This is a genomic window from uncultured Phocaeicola sp., from assembly GCF_948499155.1.
Taxonomy (GTDB): domain Bacteria; phylum Bacteroidota; class Bacteroidia; order Bacteroidales; family Bacteroidaceae; genus Phocaeicola; species Phocaeicola faecalis.
The window spans coordinates 1-15,555 of the sequence record NZ_CAOOSE010000009.1 but is presented as its reverse complement, the minus strand read 5'-3'; the positions used below and the strand labels follow the sequence as shown (position 1 = coordinate 15,555).

The 15,555-nt window shown below is 40.0% G+C and carries 19 protein-coding genes and 2 pseudogenes; 3 read left to right on the top strand and 18 right to left on the bottom strand.

Annotated features, from left to right (window positions below; translation table 11 throughout):
* The first annotated feature begins 48 nt into the window (after window positions 1–48).
* Together QYT14_RS08590 and QYT14_RS08585 are read left to right on the top strand one after the other, a co-directional pair.
* On the top strand, window positions 49–621 hold the full coding sequence (locus QYT14_RS08590; protein ID WP_288324496.1) for a Crp/Fnr family transcriptional regulator: 573 nt from the start codon (window positions 49–51) through the stop codon (window positions 619–621).
* A 241-nt stretch (window positions 622–862) separates the two neighbouring features.
* Entirely contained in the window at window positions 863–1,564 is a 702-nt protein-coding gene (locus tag QYT14_RS08585; RefSeq protein ID WP_288324497.1) for a DUF3784 domain-containing protein, read from the top strand.
* A 275-nt stretch (window positions 1,565–1,839) separates the two neighbouring features.
* On the opposite strand, the gene QYT14_RS08580 is transcribed toward QYT14_RS08585, so the two are convergent.
* From QYT14_RS08580 to QYT14_RS08535, 10 genes and pseudogenes are all read right to left on the bottom strand, one after another.
* A complete protein-coding gene (locus tag QYT14_RS08580) occupies window positions 1,840–2,262 on the bottom strand; it encodes a pyridoxamine 5'-phosphate oxidase family protein (protein WP_288324499.1) in 423 nt (140 codons plus the stop codon).
* Between the two features lie 95 nt (window positions 2,263–2,357).
* A complete protein-coding gene (locus tag QYT14_RS08575; protein WP_288324520.1) occupies window positions 2,358–3,230 on the bottom strand; it encodes an AraC family transcriptional regulator in 873 nt (290 codons plus the stop codon).
* Between the two features lie 86 nt (window positions 3,231–3,316).
* Complete coding sequence (locus tag QYT14_RS08570) at window positions 3,317–4,105, bottom strand: N-acetyltransferase (protein WP_288324500.1); 789 nt, start codon at window positions 4,103–4,105, stop codon at window positions 3,317–3,319.
* A 372-nt stretch (window positions 4,106–4,477) separates the two neighbouring features.
* Complete coding sequence (locus QYT14_RS08565) at window positions 4,478–5,254, bottom strand: class I SAM-dependent methyltransferase (RefSeq protein WP_288324501.1); 777 nt, start codon at window positions 5,252–5,254, stop codon at window positions 4,478–4,480.
* Between the two features lie 1,129 nt (window positions 5,255–6,383).
* Complete coding sequence (locus QYT14_RS08560; RefSeq protein ID WP_288324502.1) at window positions 6,384–6,833, bottom strand: GNAT family N-acetyltransferase; 450 nt, start codon at window positions 6,831–6,833, stop codon at window positions 6,384–6,386.
* Window positions 6,834–6,867: 34 nt separating this feature from the next.
* Window positions 6,868–7,302 (bottom strand): hypothetical protein, encoded by a 435-nt coding sequence (locus tag QYT14_RS08555; protein ID WP_288324503.1) that lies wholly within the window; start codon window positions 7,300–7,302, stop codon window positions 6,868–6,870.
* Window positions 7,292–8,302 carry a class A beta-lactamase, subclass A2 gene (gene bla, locus QYT14_RS08550; protein WP_288324504.1) on the bottom strand — a complete coding sequence of 337 codons (1,011 nt, stop codon included), beginning with the start codon at window positions 8,300–8,302 and terminating at the stop codon, window positions 7,292–7,294. The genes QYT14_RS08555 and bla overlap by 11 nt, the downstream gene beginning before the upstream one ends.
* Before the next feature lie 36 nt (window positions 8,303–8,338).
* A complete protein-coding gene (locus tag QYT14_RS08545) occupies window positions 8,339–8,788 on the bottom strand; it encodes a hypothetical protein (RefSeq protein WP_237037738.1) in 450 nt (149 codons plus the stop codon).
* Window positions 8,789–8,881: 93 nt separating this feature from the next.
* Window positions 8,882–9,247, bottom strand: a complete 366-nt coding sequence (locus QYT14_RS08540; protein WP_288324505.1) for an MmcQ/YjbR family DNA-binding protein — start codon at window positions 9,245–9,247, stop codon at window positions 8,882–8,884.
* A gap of 5 nt (window positions 9,248–9,252) precedes the next feature.
* A pseudogene (locus tag QYT14_RS08535) lies at window positions 9,253–9,594 on the bottom strand (GNAT family N-acetyltransferase); the annotation flags it as partial.
* A gap of 180 nt (window positions 9,595–9,774) precedes the next feature.
* On the opposite strand from QYT14_RS08535, the gene QYT14_RS08530 reads away from it, so the two are divergent.
* Window positions 9,775–10,200, top strand: coding sequence for a hypothetical protein (locus tag QYT14_RS08530; RefSeq protein WP_288324506.1), 426 nt, complete (start codon window positions 9,775–9,777; stop codon window positions 10,198–10,200).
* Window positions 10,201–10,349: 149 nt separating this feature from the next.
* Here QYT14_RS08530 and QYT14_RS08525 read toward each other — a convergent pair whose 3' ends face one another.
* The 8 genes and pseudogenes from QYT14_RS08525 to QYT14_RS08490 all read right to left on the bottom strand — a co-directional run.
* A complete protein-coding gene (locus tag QYT14_RS08525; RefSeq protein WP_288324507.1) occupies window positions 10,350–10,784 on the bottom strand; it encodes a hypothetical protein in 435 nt (144 codons plus the stop codon).
* 7 nt (window positions 10,785–10,791) lie between these two features.
* On the bottom strand, window positions 10,792–11,487 hold the full coding sequence (locus tag QYT14_RS08520; RefSeq protein ID WP_288324508.1) for a DUF4375 domain-containing protein: 696 nt from the start codon (window positions 11,485–11,487) through the stop codon (window positions 10,792–10,794).
* Window positions 11,488–11,722: 235 nt separating this feature from the next.
* Window positions 11,723–12,277: a hypothetical protein gene (locus QYT14_RS08515; RefSeq protein WP_288324509.1), complete on the bottom strand. Its 555-nt coding sequence runs from the start codon at window positions 12,275–12,277 to the stop codon at window positions 11,723–11,725.
* 80 nt (window positions 12,278–12,357) lie between these two features.
* Window positions 12,358–12,852 (bottom strand): hypothetical protein, encoded by a 495-nt coding sequence (locus QYT14_RS08510; RefSeq protein WP_288324510.1) that lies wholly within the window; start codon window positions 12,850–12,852, stop codon window positions 12,358–12,360.
* Window positions 12,849–13,229, bottom strand: coding sequence for a hypothetical protein (locus QYT14_RS08505; protein ID WP_288324511.1), 381 nt, complete (start codon window positions 13,227–13,229; stop codon window positions 12,849–12,851). The genes QYT14_RS08510 and QYT14_RS08505 overlap by 4 nt, the downstream gene beginning before the upstream one ends.
* A gap of 18 nt (window positions 13,230–13,247) precedes the next feature.
* Window positions 13,248–13,703, bottom strand: a complete 456-nt coding sequence (locus QYT14_RS08500; RefSeq protein ID WP_288324512.1) for a transcription initiation factor IID — start codon at window positions 13,701–13,703, stop codon at window positions 13,248–13,250.
* Between the two features lie 675 nt (window positions 13,704–14,378).
* Entirely contained in the window at window positions 14,379–14,894 is a 516-nt protein-coding gene (locus QYT14_RS08495) for a GNAT family N-acetyltransferase (protein WP_237037727.1), read from the bottom strand.
* A 145-nt stretch (window positions 14,895–15,039) separates the two neighbouring features.
* Window positions 15,040–15,501, bottom strand: a pseudogene (locus QYT14_RS08490) (mobilization protein); the annotation flags it as partial.
* Between the last annotated feature and the right edge of the window lie 54 nt (window positions 15,502–15,555).

The following is a 15,555-nucleotide window of genomic DNA, read 5'->3' as shown; positions in this document are numbered from 1 at the left end:
AAAATCAACTCTATAAAAGGACAAATGTCCTAACCGTATAAAAAAATTATGCTACGCACCAATACGCTACTTTTATCTTTCATCGAAAGCCTGTATGAAAAACAGACGGAAAGTAATATCGTATGTAGAAAATTCGCAAAAGGCGAACTTCTATATAAACAAGGTGAAACGTATTATAAAGTTTTCATTATAAAAGCGGGAATCGCCAAATGCTACCATGATGAAGAAAATGGAAAAAGCTACACCTTTGAGTTTTTTGGCGAGGGCGAAATAGTCGGGGAAGCAGAGGCACTCCGAAAATCGCCTTGTTTCAATACGGTAGAAGCTATGTCCGACGTACAGGTTTACTGTTTCCCGGCTTCTTTCTTTAATCACCTTTGCGATACAAACTTTCAATTTTGCCGGATATTGTTGTCCGAAATGGCAGAAAGAATGATTAATACAAGCAGCCGGGCTGTGTATCAACAGTTATATCCCATAAAATATGCGTTGACGAAATTGCTTACGATAGAAAAAAGGCAAGGATTGAAGCTGTCAAAAGCAGATATGGCTTCCTATTTGGGAATTGATATCAGAAGCCTGAACCGGTTATTGAAAGAGATTTCTGATGTATATCAATAAGCAGGGTCAAAACTAAAATGTTCTATTATTTTGTCTAAGGGAACGAAGTGAAGAATCTGTGTACATCCACTTTATATTTATAGATCCTTCACTTCGTTCAGGAAGACAGAGCAAAAAGAAATTAAAAAAAACTTTTTCCATGCGCTCCTTTTTTAATGAGGTCTTTTTACCGCCTCCATGCGCTGTTCTTTGGATAAAGTTTTCTATCTTTAGCCACAAACCCTATCAAAAAAGAAATGCTATGAAATTCATACTGATATTTATTACCCTTCCTTTAATGGGTATCGGTTTCTTGGTGAAGCGTTATCCTAATATGATTGCGGGATACAATACAATGTCACGCAAAGAAAAAGAGAATGTGGATATAAAAGGCTTATCCCTTTTCATGTCCCGATGTCTTATAGTTATGGGCATAATGGTTGCAGTGTGCTATTATCTTTTCCTGCGGATGGGTTGGCCGACGGCAGCCTCGTTCGTACCCTTGTTTGTCCCGCTCATTTCTGTCTCTTATATGTTGATAAAACAACGGAAGTACGACCACAATTCTACTTCGGCTAAAAGAAATAAGAAGAGTATGCTTATTGCGAGTGTGATTGTGGCAATTGGTTTACTGCCTATTTTCTACGGAATGTTTCCGGCAGATGTAAAGATAGCGCAAAACCGGATGGTGATAACCGGCATGTATGGCACTACGCTAAACTTGGAAGAATTGAAAAGTATTACTCTTTCCGATACCCTTCCGGCCATCACTTATCGAATGAACGGACTGGCTGCCGGCAATGTCCGCAAAGGCTGGTTCAAACTGCGGGATGGTGGGAAGTGTCTTCTTTTCCTATCTTCGGACGAAGCACCTTACATTAAGATAACGGACAAGTCCGGTCTGCAAATTTATCTGAATGCGCGTACTCCTGAACAGACTCGGAAGATTTACCGCAAGTTTTAGCGGAATAATGTCACTTTTTTCTGTCCTTTTGTGTGCTTCTTGTTTGATAATCGTTACTTTTGCTGAAATTTATGTATTAAAAAGCAAGGGGCTGTCCAAAAAGGCCGATAGCTCTATCCTTTTGTCTAAGGGAACGTTAGTGAAGGATCTGTTTTCAATCACTTTGTGTGTACAGATTCTTCGCTTTTGCTCAGAATGACAAAATAATTGATAGCACTATCGGAGTTTTGAAGCATCCCCTGGAAAATGACCTATCCCACCTGCAATGGATTATTTTATTCTTTCACCTTAAAATCTTCCGATTTAAAATTACTGTAATACCTGCCCGAAACAGCCGTGAAACGTAAAACACAATAATCGGGGTCTGTCACTCCACTGGGATAGTACATCGTGTCACCTTCTTGCCAAATCAACTCACGCGAAGCCCTATCTGTCAACACTTCCATCGTGCCGATAAGCATCACTCCGCGAAAGAAACGTTTGTCATAAAAATAGATACAAGCATGATGGTTGTTCCGATACTGGGCCACACGCATGGAAGACGTATTTGTAGTGAAATAGAACGTCCTGATACCTTCCCGTCTTCGGGGCTGCAACATGGCCTTCATATTGGGAAAACCGTTTGCGTCTATGGAACCAACAAAGGAAACACTCTGCTTGTCAACAATATTGCCTACTGTTTTTTCTGCATCTCTCATCTTTTTTGTTTTATTTATGGGTTAATAACTGCCTGCAAAGATAGAGAAACAGGCGAGATGCACAGGCATAAAAACCAAGGATGAAATGTCACTTTTCATGGTTGATGTCCCATGCGATAGAGCAGGGGAGTCGTGCCCGTATGCTGACGAAAACTGCGGACAAAATAAGAAACTGTAGAGAAGTGGAGCGTTTCTGCTATCTCGGATATCGGTTGCCGGGTATAAACGAGCAGATTCTTGGCTCGTTCCATTATTTTATTTCTTATATATTGTTTGACGCTGATATTCAATGTCGTACTGACCAGCTCATTCAGATAATTAGGAGTGATGCAAAGCTGTTCCGCATAAAACTGTACGGAATGTTCGCATTCTGCATATTCATCGACCAGCCGGATGAAACGCCCTATGTAGGGATTCCCGGTTTCGTTTTGTTTGTCATCTGCCGGAAGAGATTGATAAGCGCGGTTGAGCAACATGAGTGCTTCGTAGAGCAACGCCCTAAGCACATGCACGTCATTGGACTGATACGCGTCTATTTCTTTTTTGATATTTTGGAGAAGTGAAAGAAAACGGACATAAAGCGCTTCGGACAAGTGAAGTTTGGCAGAGGTGGTACCGGGCTTGAAAAAGGCGAGATGCTGCACGAACAGCGAATCTTTGAAAAAAGAAGAGAGAAATTCATCTTCAAAAATCAAGGCAAAGCCATTGTCTATATGATGAATATCCCAGTTCCGGATTTCTCCCGGTTTGGAGAAAAAAACGTCCTTGGGAACGGCATGATGCGTTTGGTTGCCAATGCTGAAGGCCCCTTCTCCTTCGGTTATGAAAGTAATGTCATAATAAGACAAGGTATGAGCCTGCTTTCCGGCTATAAATTTCTTTATATCTTTCAACTCCACGATATCTATCAATAGTTCGCTTCCGTATTTATTCTTATAGAATGTATAAAGCGGTATGGCACGTTTCATTAGGTTTTTCATGTATCATCCAACTGTATTTTCATTTGAAGTTATTAAACGAATAATCATTTTTTTTCTTCATTTTATTCTTAAATTTATTTGTCAATGTTTACTAATACATTACTCAGCATCTTTTCAAATTGTTTATCCGTGCATACACTGAGATCTGTCGTGATAAATTTCCCATTGTAAAATAAAGAAAATATTGTAGCAGGTGTAGGCGATGACTGTGCTTCTTCCATTGTTCCAATTTTTATAATTTTCAACGGAATCTTATGTTCCTGTGCCAATGTACATAGAGAGCCGTTTACATAATAATCCGTATACGGACAACGATGGGTATAATAAGCTACCAGTCCGTTTTTCTCCAGGCATTCTCCACTCTTCACACATTCTTTAAATGAAGGAGTGGGACAGGCATCATCAAATTTCAGCACAAGCAGCGCAAAACCATTTGATAATTTTTCCACAATTTCAAAGCCTTGTTTCAGCAACCATTTTGTATCACTCATAAAGTGGAGCTTTTTTATACCCGCTACCGTTGCCAGGCCGTATTTACCTTGAGATTTGGCATCATCAATGGCTGATTGCAACAAAGCCTTCCCGTGCCCTTTTTCCTTATATTGTCCTGATACCCAGAAACAGTTCAGCATTAAGTAATTGGGAGCATCTACAGGAATCCAAGCCTTCTCTGCCGGAACATATTCCAGAAAAACTTTAGCCCTCGCATCCAGTCGTCTGAAAACATATCCATTGTCAAACTCTCTTTTCAACCACTCTTTTTTCAAGGCGTAACCCTCTTGGCATTTCTTATCAGAAAATGCGCAACAGATATGTTCATTATCAATGTTGCTTTTATCTAATGTTATATATTTTTCTTCCATGATTCTTGTTTTAGGGTGTATTTCAAATAGCCATTCCATACCACAAAAAAGTATTTACTGTCTATTTGTGGAAGCAAAAGTACGCAATTCGTGGTGATAAAGCATTGTTCAATCTTGCTAATTTTACATAAATGAGAAAAAAGAGAGGTTGTATCATTACTAAACTATTCCATTATATTGTCATTTTGTTAGTGAAGAATCTGTTTTTTCCATTTACGGATTCTTTATATTACTCAGAATGACAAACTATAGAATAGTGGTATCGGATTTTTGATACAACCTCTACCTAAACGCTTTACGCTTCGTTTATTAACTTTTACGTTTTTCGTATTCCAAAGCCGAAAAAGTCATGTTTTCCGCTTGAACCAATCATTACTTTATCTTTTTTGCAATGAAAAAAGCATAACCGTAATACTCTTTATACTTGCTGTACAGTTCGGCTTCATGATGATTGGATGCCACCAGTTCTTCGGCAGTTTTGTTTCCCACATGCTTTTTAAGGAAAATTTCTTCTGCTTTAGCTTGTGGAGCAAAATAATGTTTTGTCCAGCAATTTTCCGGAAGAATAAACGTAGCAACGGGAACATAGCCTGCTTTTTGTATCTGGGCTACTTTGTTTGGAATCGTATCTATTTCCGTATAAACGCTCATCCAGAAATCATGAATCTCCGCCAGACGCTCTTCGGTAAACCAAACACTTTCGGTAACAGCAATATATCCGCCTGTTTTCAAATATTTACGCCACTCGTTCACTCCCCGTTCAAAACCGATATTATAAATAGCTCCTTCAGACCAAATTAAGTCCAAAGATTCTTCCTTAAAAGAAAGGTCGTCCATAGAACCGACAATCCCTTTTACTCTATCTTGAAGATGCAGTTTTTCGGCATTGCTGTTGAAGCGGTCAATGAATCCTGGAAAAAAGTCGATGCCTGTAATGCTTCCCGGCGCATGTTGTGCCAATACCATTGTTTGGCCACCCGTTCCGCAACCGAGGTCGGCAATAAGGGATTTATCCGTAAGGTTATCTATAAAACTCAGCGCTTTAAGGGTTACTTCGGGACTTCCGGGGCCTTGTCGTTCTGTACTTAGAAAATATTCACAAATTAAATTAACGTCGAATCCTAGAATTGTATTGTTATCGTTATTCATTATCGTAATGTATTTAGCATATACGTGTGGGTATAGCAATATCCTCATCACTTATATGCGGATTAAAATTTTAAATTATAGTAATAAAGGAATCACTCTCGAAAAGATTTATCCGAGAGCAAACTAAAGGACAATCTGTTGTATCAGAACAGATTGTTTACAACACCAAATCCGATAGTTGAGTTTTTAACATGCCGCAAAGGTACATTATTTTTTTGAATAAGAAAATATATTCAGTTCTTCTTCACCAAGAATATTAGGGATTTGACACACATATATATGTGTAGGCTTATGCGGACGTACGTGTGGGCTTATGCGTATATACGTGTAGGCCTACGCGGACGTACGTATCGGCTCATGCGTACGTATGTGTGAAGTGTACACCCAAAAGACAAGGACATTTAAAAAAAAGAGCAAGAGCTTTTTTAAAAAGATAAGGAGCTTTTTTGAAAAGATAACGAGGTTTTTTGAAAACGTCTTGTTCTTTACTGCCGCCAAGATTTCGTCAGCTGTTATATTCCATGCTTTATGCGCACTTTTTATAATGAAAACGTCTGAAAACACCCTACTCTATATCAAGCCGGAACAGCCTGTAAAAAAGGCTATATAGCTGATGGAAAGCGTATTATGCAGGAATATGCTTCAAAATGTAGTGAGAGCATGAGAGTACAAGTGAGAGCTAACATTTTTTACCATCATCACATAAGTCATTTATAATTAGCTTGTTATATATAGGGTGAGAGCATGAGAGCACAATGATGTACAACTTATCATTGTTAATGTTATCTGTTTGTTGTCGACCGAATGTATATTCCATACCCATAATAGAAATAAAAATCCGAAAAACCCATAAAGGGAGAATTCCTCTCGCCGCCTTTCCTTCTTTGTTACTCCCTAACATCCTTTACTTTGCATTCACAAACTATTCCATCCGTGCCCGTGTTCAAGCAGGATGAACTCGGTCATCATATTTTCCACAGAGAAAATATGATTGTAAAGGATTTCTTTCATTTATCCCTGTATGATAGCCTGTGTGAAAGCCATGCAGATAGGATTTACTTTAAAAGAGAGGTAGGACTGTCTCCCAAACAGTATCGGGAGAATAGGTAAAAAAGCCGATGGGGTAGCTTTATATCTTGCGTTTTAAGTAAATCATATCCTTTAGTAAAACTCCATTGTCAATGATAGGATGGTCGTAATTTTGAGTGAAAAAGCCCACTATGCGATGCGAATATTCAAATCCGCAATTCTCATAAAACGCAATGGCACTCGGTACTTCTCCGGTTCCCACTATCATTTGTGTGTACTGGCCGGAATAATGATTTATCAAATAATTTATCAGTTTTCTGCCATATCCCTGCCGTTGTGCAGTGGGAGTGACAGCTATGTTTTTCAGTTCGCAGACTTCCCGGCTCTCGCCTGTAACCACACAGACGGCCTTGACTCCATCATCTTCGAGGACAAACATTTCGCCACGCTCCAAATAGCGGTCTATCATGCTTTCCTGTTCATCTCCAAGTAGCAGTAAATCCAAATAACGTTTCTTGTTATCTGCTATTTTTGTAATTGAAGCCCCCATCTTTCTTAATTATCTTTAGAAACGTATTTCTTACTTATTTATATCGTCCTGATTTTCTGTTGTTATCAATTTCTATTTTCTTAATCTCATTCTTTGCGATAATTTTCTGCATATTCAGGATGCGCGAAGTCGTTCCGGTAACTGCCGTATCACCCCAAATGACAGAATCGAAGTAATAAGTGGCATGTTTGCCGTCATTGGTGGTGAACCTGACAACCGTTCCAGGAGTCACTTCTATCTCTTTCGCATTACCCTTTTTATCATAACATTTCAGTGTGTGCAAACCGTTTGTATATAAACTGTCGGCAGCCCACCACGAAACAAGACCGCCACTACCAACTTCTATTTTTCGCTTTTCGATGTGGCTGTTCTCAATTTGTTGGGCAAATTCGTTAACAGGCACTTGATAGACAGTGCATGATGCTAAAGATAGCGCGAATAGTGCCAAAAGATAATTTTTAGTTTTCATTGTTACCTGTTTTATTAGTTAGTGATAGTTTTTTTTCAGAAGAAGGAGCAGGAAGTTTTTGGCAAACAAACTGATAGACGGCTGCCGATATATCAGCAATTATTTTGGCATTCGCGTCCATCTCTTCCTGAGAATTTTTGACGAATACGGCAATAGTGTACCGCGTACCATCGGGTAAAGTAACGAAGCCTATATCATTTGTACCGATATATTCACCGCGAGAGTTTTTGTCGGAAGTTCCCGTTTTGTGGCCGATGATAATACCGTTTTCGGACAATGGGGCAACCAACCGGTCTTTTCCGGTTTGACATTCTATCATGGTGCGCTTCACAAAATCAGTATATTCATTTCGCAAAGAATCATTAGTTGTAAATATTTCCAAAAGAGAAGCTGCGGCCAGGGGAGTACTCCAATTCTCGTAACAATCTTCCATGTCTTGATGCATTTCATCTTCGGTGGTGGTGATAGATACCTCTTTTATGCCTAAAGAATGAATATATTCGTCCACCACATTTACTCCGCCAATGTAATCGAACAAGATGTCACAAGCTATATTATCGCTCAGTTGCAGGGTGTAAGTCAGCAACTCACCAAGCGAGAGGTCCAAGTCCCCCTGCGGATATTTATCGCGCAAAGGGCTGTAAGTATCGGGCTTAAAAAACTTCTTGTCCAAATGGAGCAGGGTAGTGAGTGGAATATTTTTCTTCTCCAAATAATCGCAGACAGCCAACGCCTGATGAAATTTGTAGACACTCATCATCGGATATTTTTCGGTATTGTTAATGGTCAGCGTGTCTTTTCCATTCAGTATGACAGCCACACCTACAGTCGCTTTTTTATCCTTAATGATGGTTTCTATATGGCTCTTTAAAACATTCAGATTAGCCGGGGTTTCCTGATTGGTTGACACGGAAAAGGATTCCTTCCGGGATTTTTGTGAAGAACATCCGCCTATGAACAGACCGAAGACAGCGAGGTAAAGAATATGAATTGTTTTCATTTTTCAATTATCGTAAATGACAGAATAGGTTGATAATTAAGTTGCGGCAGGTGTATCGAGCACCTTGATATTGAGTTTGCATTCATTATCTCCCCCCAATACCGTTCCGCAAAGCGTCACCTCAAATTTCTTATCTTTCCACAACTTATGCATGGTGTAAAGCACACTTTGGCGAGAACATTCACATAGCAACGGAGTATTGACATAACCCGATTGATGCAACGGGCAGACGCAGGCGGTAAAACACAAGTTGTAACTTTTTCCATGTTCCACAATTTCGCCTCGTACTTGGTCAAACTCGTTGGCTTTAGTGAAAAAAGCATCCAAGTCACCTTTGACATCCTCATACAGTTGCTCGTAAATGGGCAAAACTCCATTCTGCACACAATTTTTTCCACATTCGCAAAAGAAGTTTTCTCTTTCTGCCGGAGAAAGTCGGGTCACACCTTTCTCAAATCCTTCGAACCATGTCTTGATTACATCCATTCTCTTTTTATTTTTTCGTTTTTGGTGGCGCGAAAATACAAGATAAGCAGCTCTTTTCCTAATTTTAAGCTATAATCTTTTAGAATGAGATAATTAATGCATATTCCGATATTCTTCCTGTTTCTTTTTGGGCAATTTCTTGATGACTTCATCTACCGAATGATTGATTAATTCCTTGATTAGTTCATCCGGAACATCACTTTCCAGCAGAATAGTAATCCAATATTTTTTATCAGAATGAGGGCCGAAACAGATACCCTCATAGCGCTCCATCAGTTCGGCGGATTTATCCGGATCGCATTTCACGTTTGCCCAAAAACGGCCTTCTTTCGGGTTGAGAGGAGCGTAGGATATCATCTTGTTCATCACCTTATATACTAAGGTAAATTCATCAAAAGGCATACACTCGGTCGCACCTTTCATGGAGAGGCAATATGCTCTGTAATCTTCTATATTCATGGTTGTTAGAGTTGTTTCCGTTTCTTCATTGGGATGCTAGTCAAACCGTGATAACATTGAGCATCACCGATTGGCTGAAATCCCAGACTTTCATAAAAAGGAACAGCATAAGTGGAAGCGTTGACTGTAATTTCTGTAGTGCTGAGTCCGTTCAGAGTATAAGCATAATCAAAAAGTTTTCGCCCGATACCCCTGCGGTGGTATATCGGTTTGATAAAGAAAAGCGAAATGTGTTTTCCTTCATTTTTGCTACCCATAATGCCAACGAGTTCATTATTACAGAACGCGCCATAAATGGTAAGTTCATCCATTAATTGTTCATTTCCGATGAAACTTTTAAACGTTTCAAGCCCTTCCTCGTCCTAATCTGCTTTGCCACATTCAGTAAATACAGCAAGAGATAATTCGATAGCTTGGGGATACTCTGTTTTTGCTAATTTTCTTATCATAAAGTTGAATTGATATTCATTTTGTTTCGCACTTTATTCTCTGTCTTATTGATTTTTTCCAGTTATCATGGCAAAGATATGAAAACGCAGAAGAAACTTCGTTCTGCATTTTCTTTTTTTAATCATCGTATCGCCTTCTTAGTACATATCCACGCCCCGGCACAACAAACGATAAATATCATCCCTGTGGTACAAAGCGTATTGCCCATTCCCGTTAGAGGAGAAAGCACCCTGCCGAACAAAAACATCAGGAATCTCAACAGTGCCGAAGCATTTCCTGAATTTTCACATTCCAAATCGAGGGCTAGCGTAGTGGAACTGGGAAGTATCGTTAGCATTAGTAGGGAGTATTTCTCCGGTAGAGATGGCTCATCGGCATTTCTGTATCTTAGTTGTGCAAATGTTGTTTGCAGGGCAACTGTAGAAAGGAAGAGGAGAAAGAAGATACTTCGACAAATATTATTTATAGCATTATATGGACGCATAGAAGGTGTGCGTGTTTAATATTAGGTACAAAAGTATGAAAATATAGTGATATTCCTATCGATGAATAGGGAAAACCTGTGTGAAGTGAGGATTTATCATTTTACTTTTGTGGTATAGATTTACACTAAATTTCTATTATGGATAAGATATTAGTCTTTTTATTCCTTCTATCCGGCATTGACGGCTGCCCGAACCATAGATACAATAATAAATATCAGCATGATACCTGCCAAAGCTGCTTCGGCCCACAAATACCACAAGGCCATGCGGCGTATGGTGCGGTGGTATTTGGATATCCCGGTATTATTCCGTTGCTGCCGGACTATCGCGCCACAAAGGACAGGGGCGGCGAATATCAAGAATAGAAGTCCCAGACTTGACATTCCGGACGCAACCCAAAACAGTCCGGTCAGTATCTCCATCAGCACACCGCCATAGATGATGAACAACAGAAGCAATGCACCTCTCGGAATGTGCGGCACACCTTCCCGCCGCATCTTTCGTATCAGTCGGATGTAAACTATTATCCCTGCAAGCGGAAGAATCAGATGAATGAATATCATCATAAAGATGCCTATAAATGCTTTGATCGTTTCCATCATATAGTAATTATCCTGCAATCCATAGCCACACTTTTTTGATTATAACAAAGAGAAACATGAGTGCAAGCACCGACAGGAATATACGATAGAACCAATCCTGAATACGTTCCCAAAGGGTAAATTCACGTTTATACTCCAATATTCCGTCAGGCTCTTCAAGGGAATTGCTCTGTCCGTCACAAATATTGTCACATTTTTTCCGCCTTGTCAGGAACTCCTGCGGATGTTGCTTGATGTAAGTGCCTATCATTCCGTATAGCTGTTTGTCATTTTTCATCAAGGCATAATATTCCTCATCAAGCGTATCGAAAAGCTTCTCCTTATAACTGTTGCAAAGACTTTCCTTTGTTCTGTCTTCCCATTGAGTTTCCAGATTGTCCTCGTGGGCGGTGTAGCACTCGTTGGCACGCTTCACCACATCGGCTATCCGGTCGGCGCCCAATAAGGCAAAGGTGCTTCGGGCACGTTCGGAACGGTCACCGCCCGAATTGTAATAATACTGGTTGAAACCGCCATTAAAGACTTCGGCATGCAATTCCACAGCACACATTATGCTATCAAACATTTCACACTCGGTATCGCTTTCCAATTCTCCGTCTATGAATTTTCGGCATAGTTTGACAGGCGGAAGCTGCTCTATTTGCTCCATCGTTATTTGTTCGGGACGGGCAAGACCGAAGATTTTCTTTATCCATTTCATCATATCTAAACTGTTTTATATTAGAATGCTACACAAAACTACGCGGTTTGCATACAATATACAAGCATATTCACGAAAAAGGTTATACAAAGTAAATTTGGAAACTTCTGAATGTTTGGGAAGGTGCATAAAAAATACTATTTTTCATTTAACTGTTTGGGTTTAATGAGGAACTGCATTCTACTATTTGATTGACCTTGTTAATATTCTTTTTGTTACCCATGCTCTTTCTCCCTGCTTAGTTTTGCCACCCGAATATCAGGTAGCATACCGTCAGGTAAATAATCAAAAATATAAGCATTTTTATCCGTATTTTCTTTTCCTGTGGGGTGGGATGCAGCCATCTGGCGATGCGGGCACGTAACGTCAGGGGACGGGGCATCATCACTTCGGCAAGTTCTTCAAAGGTCTTGCAGGCGAAAATCGTTTGCCGGAAGTCGTTTACGCTGTCCCAACATTCTTCTTTGAACCAGCGTGTTTTAGGGTATCTTTCCGCTATCCTTTCTTGCAGTTGGCGTAAGGAGAAAGGTTCGGGGCAATCCTCGTACTCGTATTCAATGGAAATCACACGTCCCTGCATCCCGGTGAAATATCCGGCTATGCCTTTCCATTTCACCATGTGCGCCCCTATTTCCACGTATTTAGTCCCGGTGGAATCGACTACGATATAGTTCTTCTTTTTTTTCAGCAGGTCGATATTGGTCGTTTGATGCAGTTCCTCTTCCCAAAACACATAAATCATATTGCCTTTGGGGGTAAAGCTGAATATCGGGTATTTTAATTTTGCTTTCATGGCTATTTCATCCTATTGTTGTTACCAATTATTTATAAATTATCTCCTTAAGGCTTTGCACTGTTATTGTTTCCTCCGGCTTATTTTATCATCGTTAGATATATCACTAATAGTAATATGTCAAATAAAAGAGGAATCATCCACAATAGCCACATAGGGATTGCATCCTTCCATATACTTTGACGATAGTGGTGCTTTATAGCCGCCACCCTGTCTTTATTGTATCTCAACAAGCACCATAGACCGGACGGAAGTGATATTGCGGCGAGCATTGGAAGAAAAAGAACCAACATCCCCATTATCGGATGAAGATTATCCGTTAAATTCATTTTTTCCAATATATTCCCCAGAATATCGGTATAGTGAGGCATCCAAAAAGGCAGAAGCGGCCAGAAAACAAACCCCATCCAATACTGTGTTATTAACCAATTGCCTGAACTGCTGAGATATTTCTTACTGTATCGCTCTCCCTGATAATAGAGGTAGTCGATAAAGTTGTACCTGTAATTTCGTGCTAGCCGGATTCTCCGGTTACGCTCAAAATAATTATCCGTTTTTTTTATTCCTTTTTTCATTTATGTACCCATTTAGCCAACAAAACAATCCACACCACCACCGCTACCACCGAGACAGCTACCGAAATCATATTCTTCCGGTCCGTGCAGCACTTCCGGTATGTATCTTCCCAGCGGTAGGACAGTTTGGTGTTCAAGCAGAACAGGACAATGTGCGATGCGGCGACCACCAATCCCAGCACCCAATAATATTCATTATATATACGTGTGCCCAAGAGTCTGTCTATCCCGATAAACAGGATGGAGTAGAGGGCGAACGCAGGGGTGAGAAGTATCGCGAAGTAGAGGGAGACGCCTTGTGCCCTTTTGGTAAGGAAGCCAAATAGGTGCTTGACGAAATAGCTGCTCGCTATAAACCAATATATATACCAATTCATTATCACAAACTTATTTTTCTAATCTACTATAAAGGTGTAATAAAACCAATAGGTAACCACCCAAGCTATATCTCCTGCAAGCAAACATGCGATGCGCTGTTTGAATTTCAGGTCATACTTTTCTTCTTTCAATTGTCTCAGTTTAGGAAAGCATTCACTGGGTGAATAATGCCGCTTAAATAAATAGAACGGTGCAAATATAAACATTATCAGCATTTCCCATAATTGATAACTGACATTTCTGTTCTTTTCATTATTCCTGTCAATTCTCGCTTGTTCCGCACGTGCGGCAGCATCTAGCCTTTTCATAAAGGCTTCTTCTTTTTCTTCCATGATGTCGGCTATCACCTTGTCGGTTACGCCACGGTTGTACAGCTCTAGTTTTGCTTGCCTGACTTTCTTGTCCGGATATTCTCTAGTTACATTATTGGCAATCATCAACAGTTCGTTTGTGGAATATTCTTTTATTCTCATGGTTTATAATGGCTGGTAGGGAACAATCTATTTTTGATTTTTATCGGTTTGACTTAACTGATTGAAGAATAAACTTTTAGCTAATTATTTGAGAAATAGAGGTAACGATTTAGCAAGCGTGCGAATTTCAGTGTTGCTATGCTAGCAAATAACTCTCTTGTTTGCAAATATAATATGTTTTTCTCAAAGTGCCAATGTGTTATAATATATTTATTTCATACCCGATAAAATCATCTCGTTGCCTTTTATTCACGACTCGTAGGGGGAGTTCACTCTGCCTATCAATTCTAAAAGATCACTTTAGTCATAATTTCGTATTCATGTTCTACTTAGATATTCAATTACGGACATCGTACTCCAACCCAAAGCAAGATAGAGTGTGGGGTATATCAGGAAACAGATTTCCTTTATTTAGAAAGACAGCCATATTCCAGAAAAAAAACATCACCGCTGAAATCAACTCCACATCTGTTTGATGCTTTTTTTACAAAAAGTCCCCAATACGATAACACCGGATTGAGGACTAAGAACAATATTATGCACAATGTCATGCCGTTACATTCTGATGCGAGGCGAGCTACCACACAAGGTAAAACGAACATTGCTATCACGATGACACACAACCAATAAACGTATTTCTTATTATGATGTTCCATATAAATATGGTTCACGTCCTTATATTGGTTTTATTGCTTTAAATTGTACATGAGGCACACCATCAATCGTCATAGACTTATCTTCGTGGAATCCTACTTTCTCTAAAACACGCCTTGATTTCAAGTTGTCGGTTTCAATGAGGGCATAGACACACGGAATCTTCAGTTTATTGAAAGCATAATCCATCAAAGCAATAGAAGCTTCTGTAGCATATCCTTTGCCCCAATATTTCCGTGCAAATCTATAACCCAAATCATAATAGCAAGGAAGAGCATTCATCGGTTCATTTACATATTTAAGTCCTGCCCATCCAATAAATTTATTGTTCTCCTTCAAAACAACAGCCCATCGCCCAATACCAAACGCATTATATTGTCCTCTTATGAAATCTATTATTTCAAGAATCCTCTTCTTGTTTTTCACGGGGGCGTTGCCGAGATATCTGTGTACCTCAGGGTCGGAGTCGAGTTCAAACATGGCATCTGCATCCGAAGGCAGTATTTCTCTTAAAATCAGGCGTTCTGTTTCAATCATATTAAAAACGATTTTATTACACGATTATTTGATAAGACATTTGTGATTGTAAAAATGTAAAACGACAGGCAAAGATACATAAAGTGCCGTTCATGTGAAATGGTGAACAGCACTTTTTTTATTGTTTTCCAGCGAGATAAAACGGTTATAACTTCATCTCCCTGCCTTTCCTTTGCGGCTGCATGGGTCGGTGTATGTTCTGCTGAAGTTTCTCAAATTGCTCTTTGAACCACTTGGCAATGGGCTTTCGGTCGATGGCAAGAACTAATTTTATCCCGTCCGTCGGGTCTTTCAGTACTTGAACCCCAGCCTTTTCGGTCTTGAATTTCCGTCCGTGTTCTTCCGAATAGCGTTCCCCTGCATACTCCAACAGCTTTCCCTTGACGAGCGTTGCCGTCTGCCCGTCGCTGAACCCGACAAGGCGGCTGAGGTTTTCGATACGGAGCATTTCATGGAAATAGGGAAACCATGCCGCCACCCTTGCGATTACCGTTTTCAGAAACGATATTTCCTCCTTGCGCCTCGCTTCCTTGTCCGCTATCTCCCTGCGGTGCTTCCGCTCTACTTCTGCCATTTGTCGGCTGTGGTCGGTCTGCATGGTCTGCAATGCAAGGTGACATTCCGCGCTTACTCGCTGCTACTTTCCGTTTCCAACGTACTC

Excerpts from the sequence above, each read along its gene's own strand:
- QYT14_RS08500 (WP_288324512.1), bottom strand. The coding sequence starts at position 13,703 with ATGAGAATAAAAGAATATTCCACAAACGAACTGTTGATGATTGCCAAT.
- QYT14_RS08575 (WP_288324520.1), bottom strand. The coding sequence starts at position 3,230 with ATGAAACGTGCCATACCGCTTTATACATTCTATAAGAATAAATACGGA.
- QYT14_RS08530 (WP_288324506.1), top strand. The coding sequence starts at position 9,775 with ATGAAAACGCAGAAGAAACTTCGTTCTGCATTTTCTTTTTTTAATCAT.
- QYT14_RS08585 (WP_288324497.1), top strand. The coding sequence starts at position 863 with ATGAAATTCATACTGATATTTATTACCCTTCCTTTAATGGGTATCGGT.
- QYT14_RS08565 (WP_288324501.1), bottom strand. The coding sequence starts at position 5,254 with ATGAATAACGATAACAATACAATTCTAGGATTCGACGTTAATTTAATT.
- QYT14_RS08495 (WP_237037727.1), bottom strand. The coding sequence starts at position 14,894 with ATGATTGAAACAGAACGCCTGATTTTAAGAGAAATACTGCCTTCGGAT.
- QYT14_RS08555 (WP_288324503.1), bottom strand. The coding sequence starts at position 7,302 with ATGAAAACTAAAAATTATCTTTTGGCACTATTCGCGCTATCTTTAGCA.
- QYT14_RS08580 (WP_288324499.1), bottom strand. The coding sequence starts at position 2,262 with ATGAGAGATGCAGAAAAAACAGTAGGCAATATTGTTGACAAGCAGAGT.
- QYT14_RS08540 (WP_288324505.1), bottom strand. The coding sequence starts at position 9,247 with ATGAATATAGAAGATTACAGAGCATATTGCCTCTCCATGAAAGGTGCG.
- QYT14_RS08515 (WP_288324509.1), bottom strand. The coding sequence starts at position 12,277 with ATGAAAGCAAAATTAAAATACCCGATATTCAGCTTTACCCCCAAAGGC.
- QYT14_RS08520 (WP_288324508.1), bottom strand. The coding sequence starts at position 11,487 with ATGATGAAATGGATAAAGAAAATCTTCGGTCTTGCCCGTCCCGAACAA.
- QYT14_RS08525 (WP_288324507.1), bottom strand. The coding sequence starts at position 10,784 with ATGATGGAAACGATCAAAGCATTTATAGGCATCTTTATGATGATATTC.
- QYT14_RS08510 (WP_288324510.1), bottom strand. The coding sequence starts at position 12,852 with ATGAAAAAAGGAATAAAAAAAACGGATAATTATTTTGAGCGTAACCGG.
- QYT14_RS08590 (WP_288324496.1), top strand. The coding sequence starts at position 49 with ATGCTACGCACCAATACGCTACTTTTATCTTTCATCGAAAGCCTGTAT.
- QYT14_RS08570 (WP_288324500.1), bottom strand. The coding sequence starts at position 4,105 with ATGGAAGAAAAATATATAACATTAGATAAAAGCAACATTGATAATGAA.
- QYT14_RS08560 (WP_288324502.1), bottom strand. The coding sequence starts at position 6,833 with ATGGGGGCTTCAATTACAAAAATAGCAGATAACAAGAAACGTTATTTG.
- bla (WP_288324504.1), bottom strand. The coding sequence starts at position 8,302 with ATGAAAACAATTCATATTCTTTACCTCGCTGTCTTCGGTCTGTTCATA.
- QYT14_RS08505 (WP_288324511.1), bottom strand. The coding sequence starts at position 13,229 with ATGAATTGGTATATATATTGGTTTATAGCGAGCAGCTATTTCGTCAAG.
- QYT14_RS08545 (WP_237037738.1), bottom strand. The coding sequence starts at position 8,788 with ATGGATGTAATCAAGACATGGTTCGAAGGATTTGAGAAAGGTGTGACC.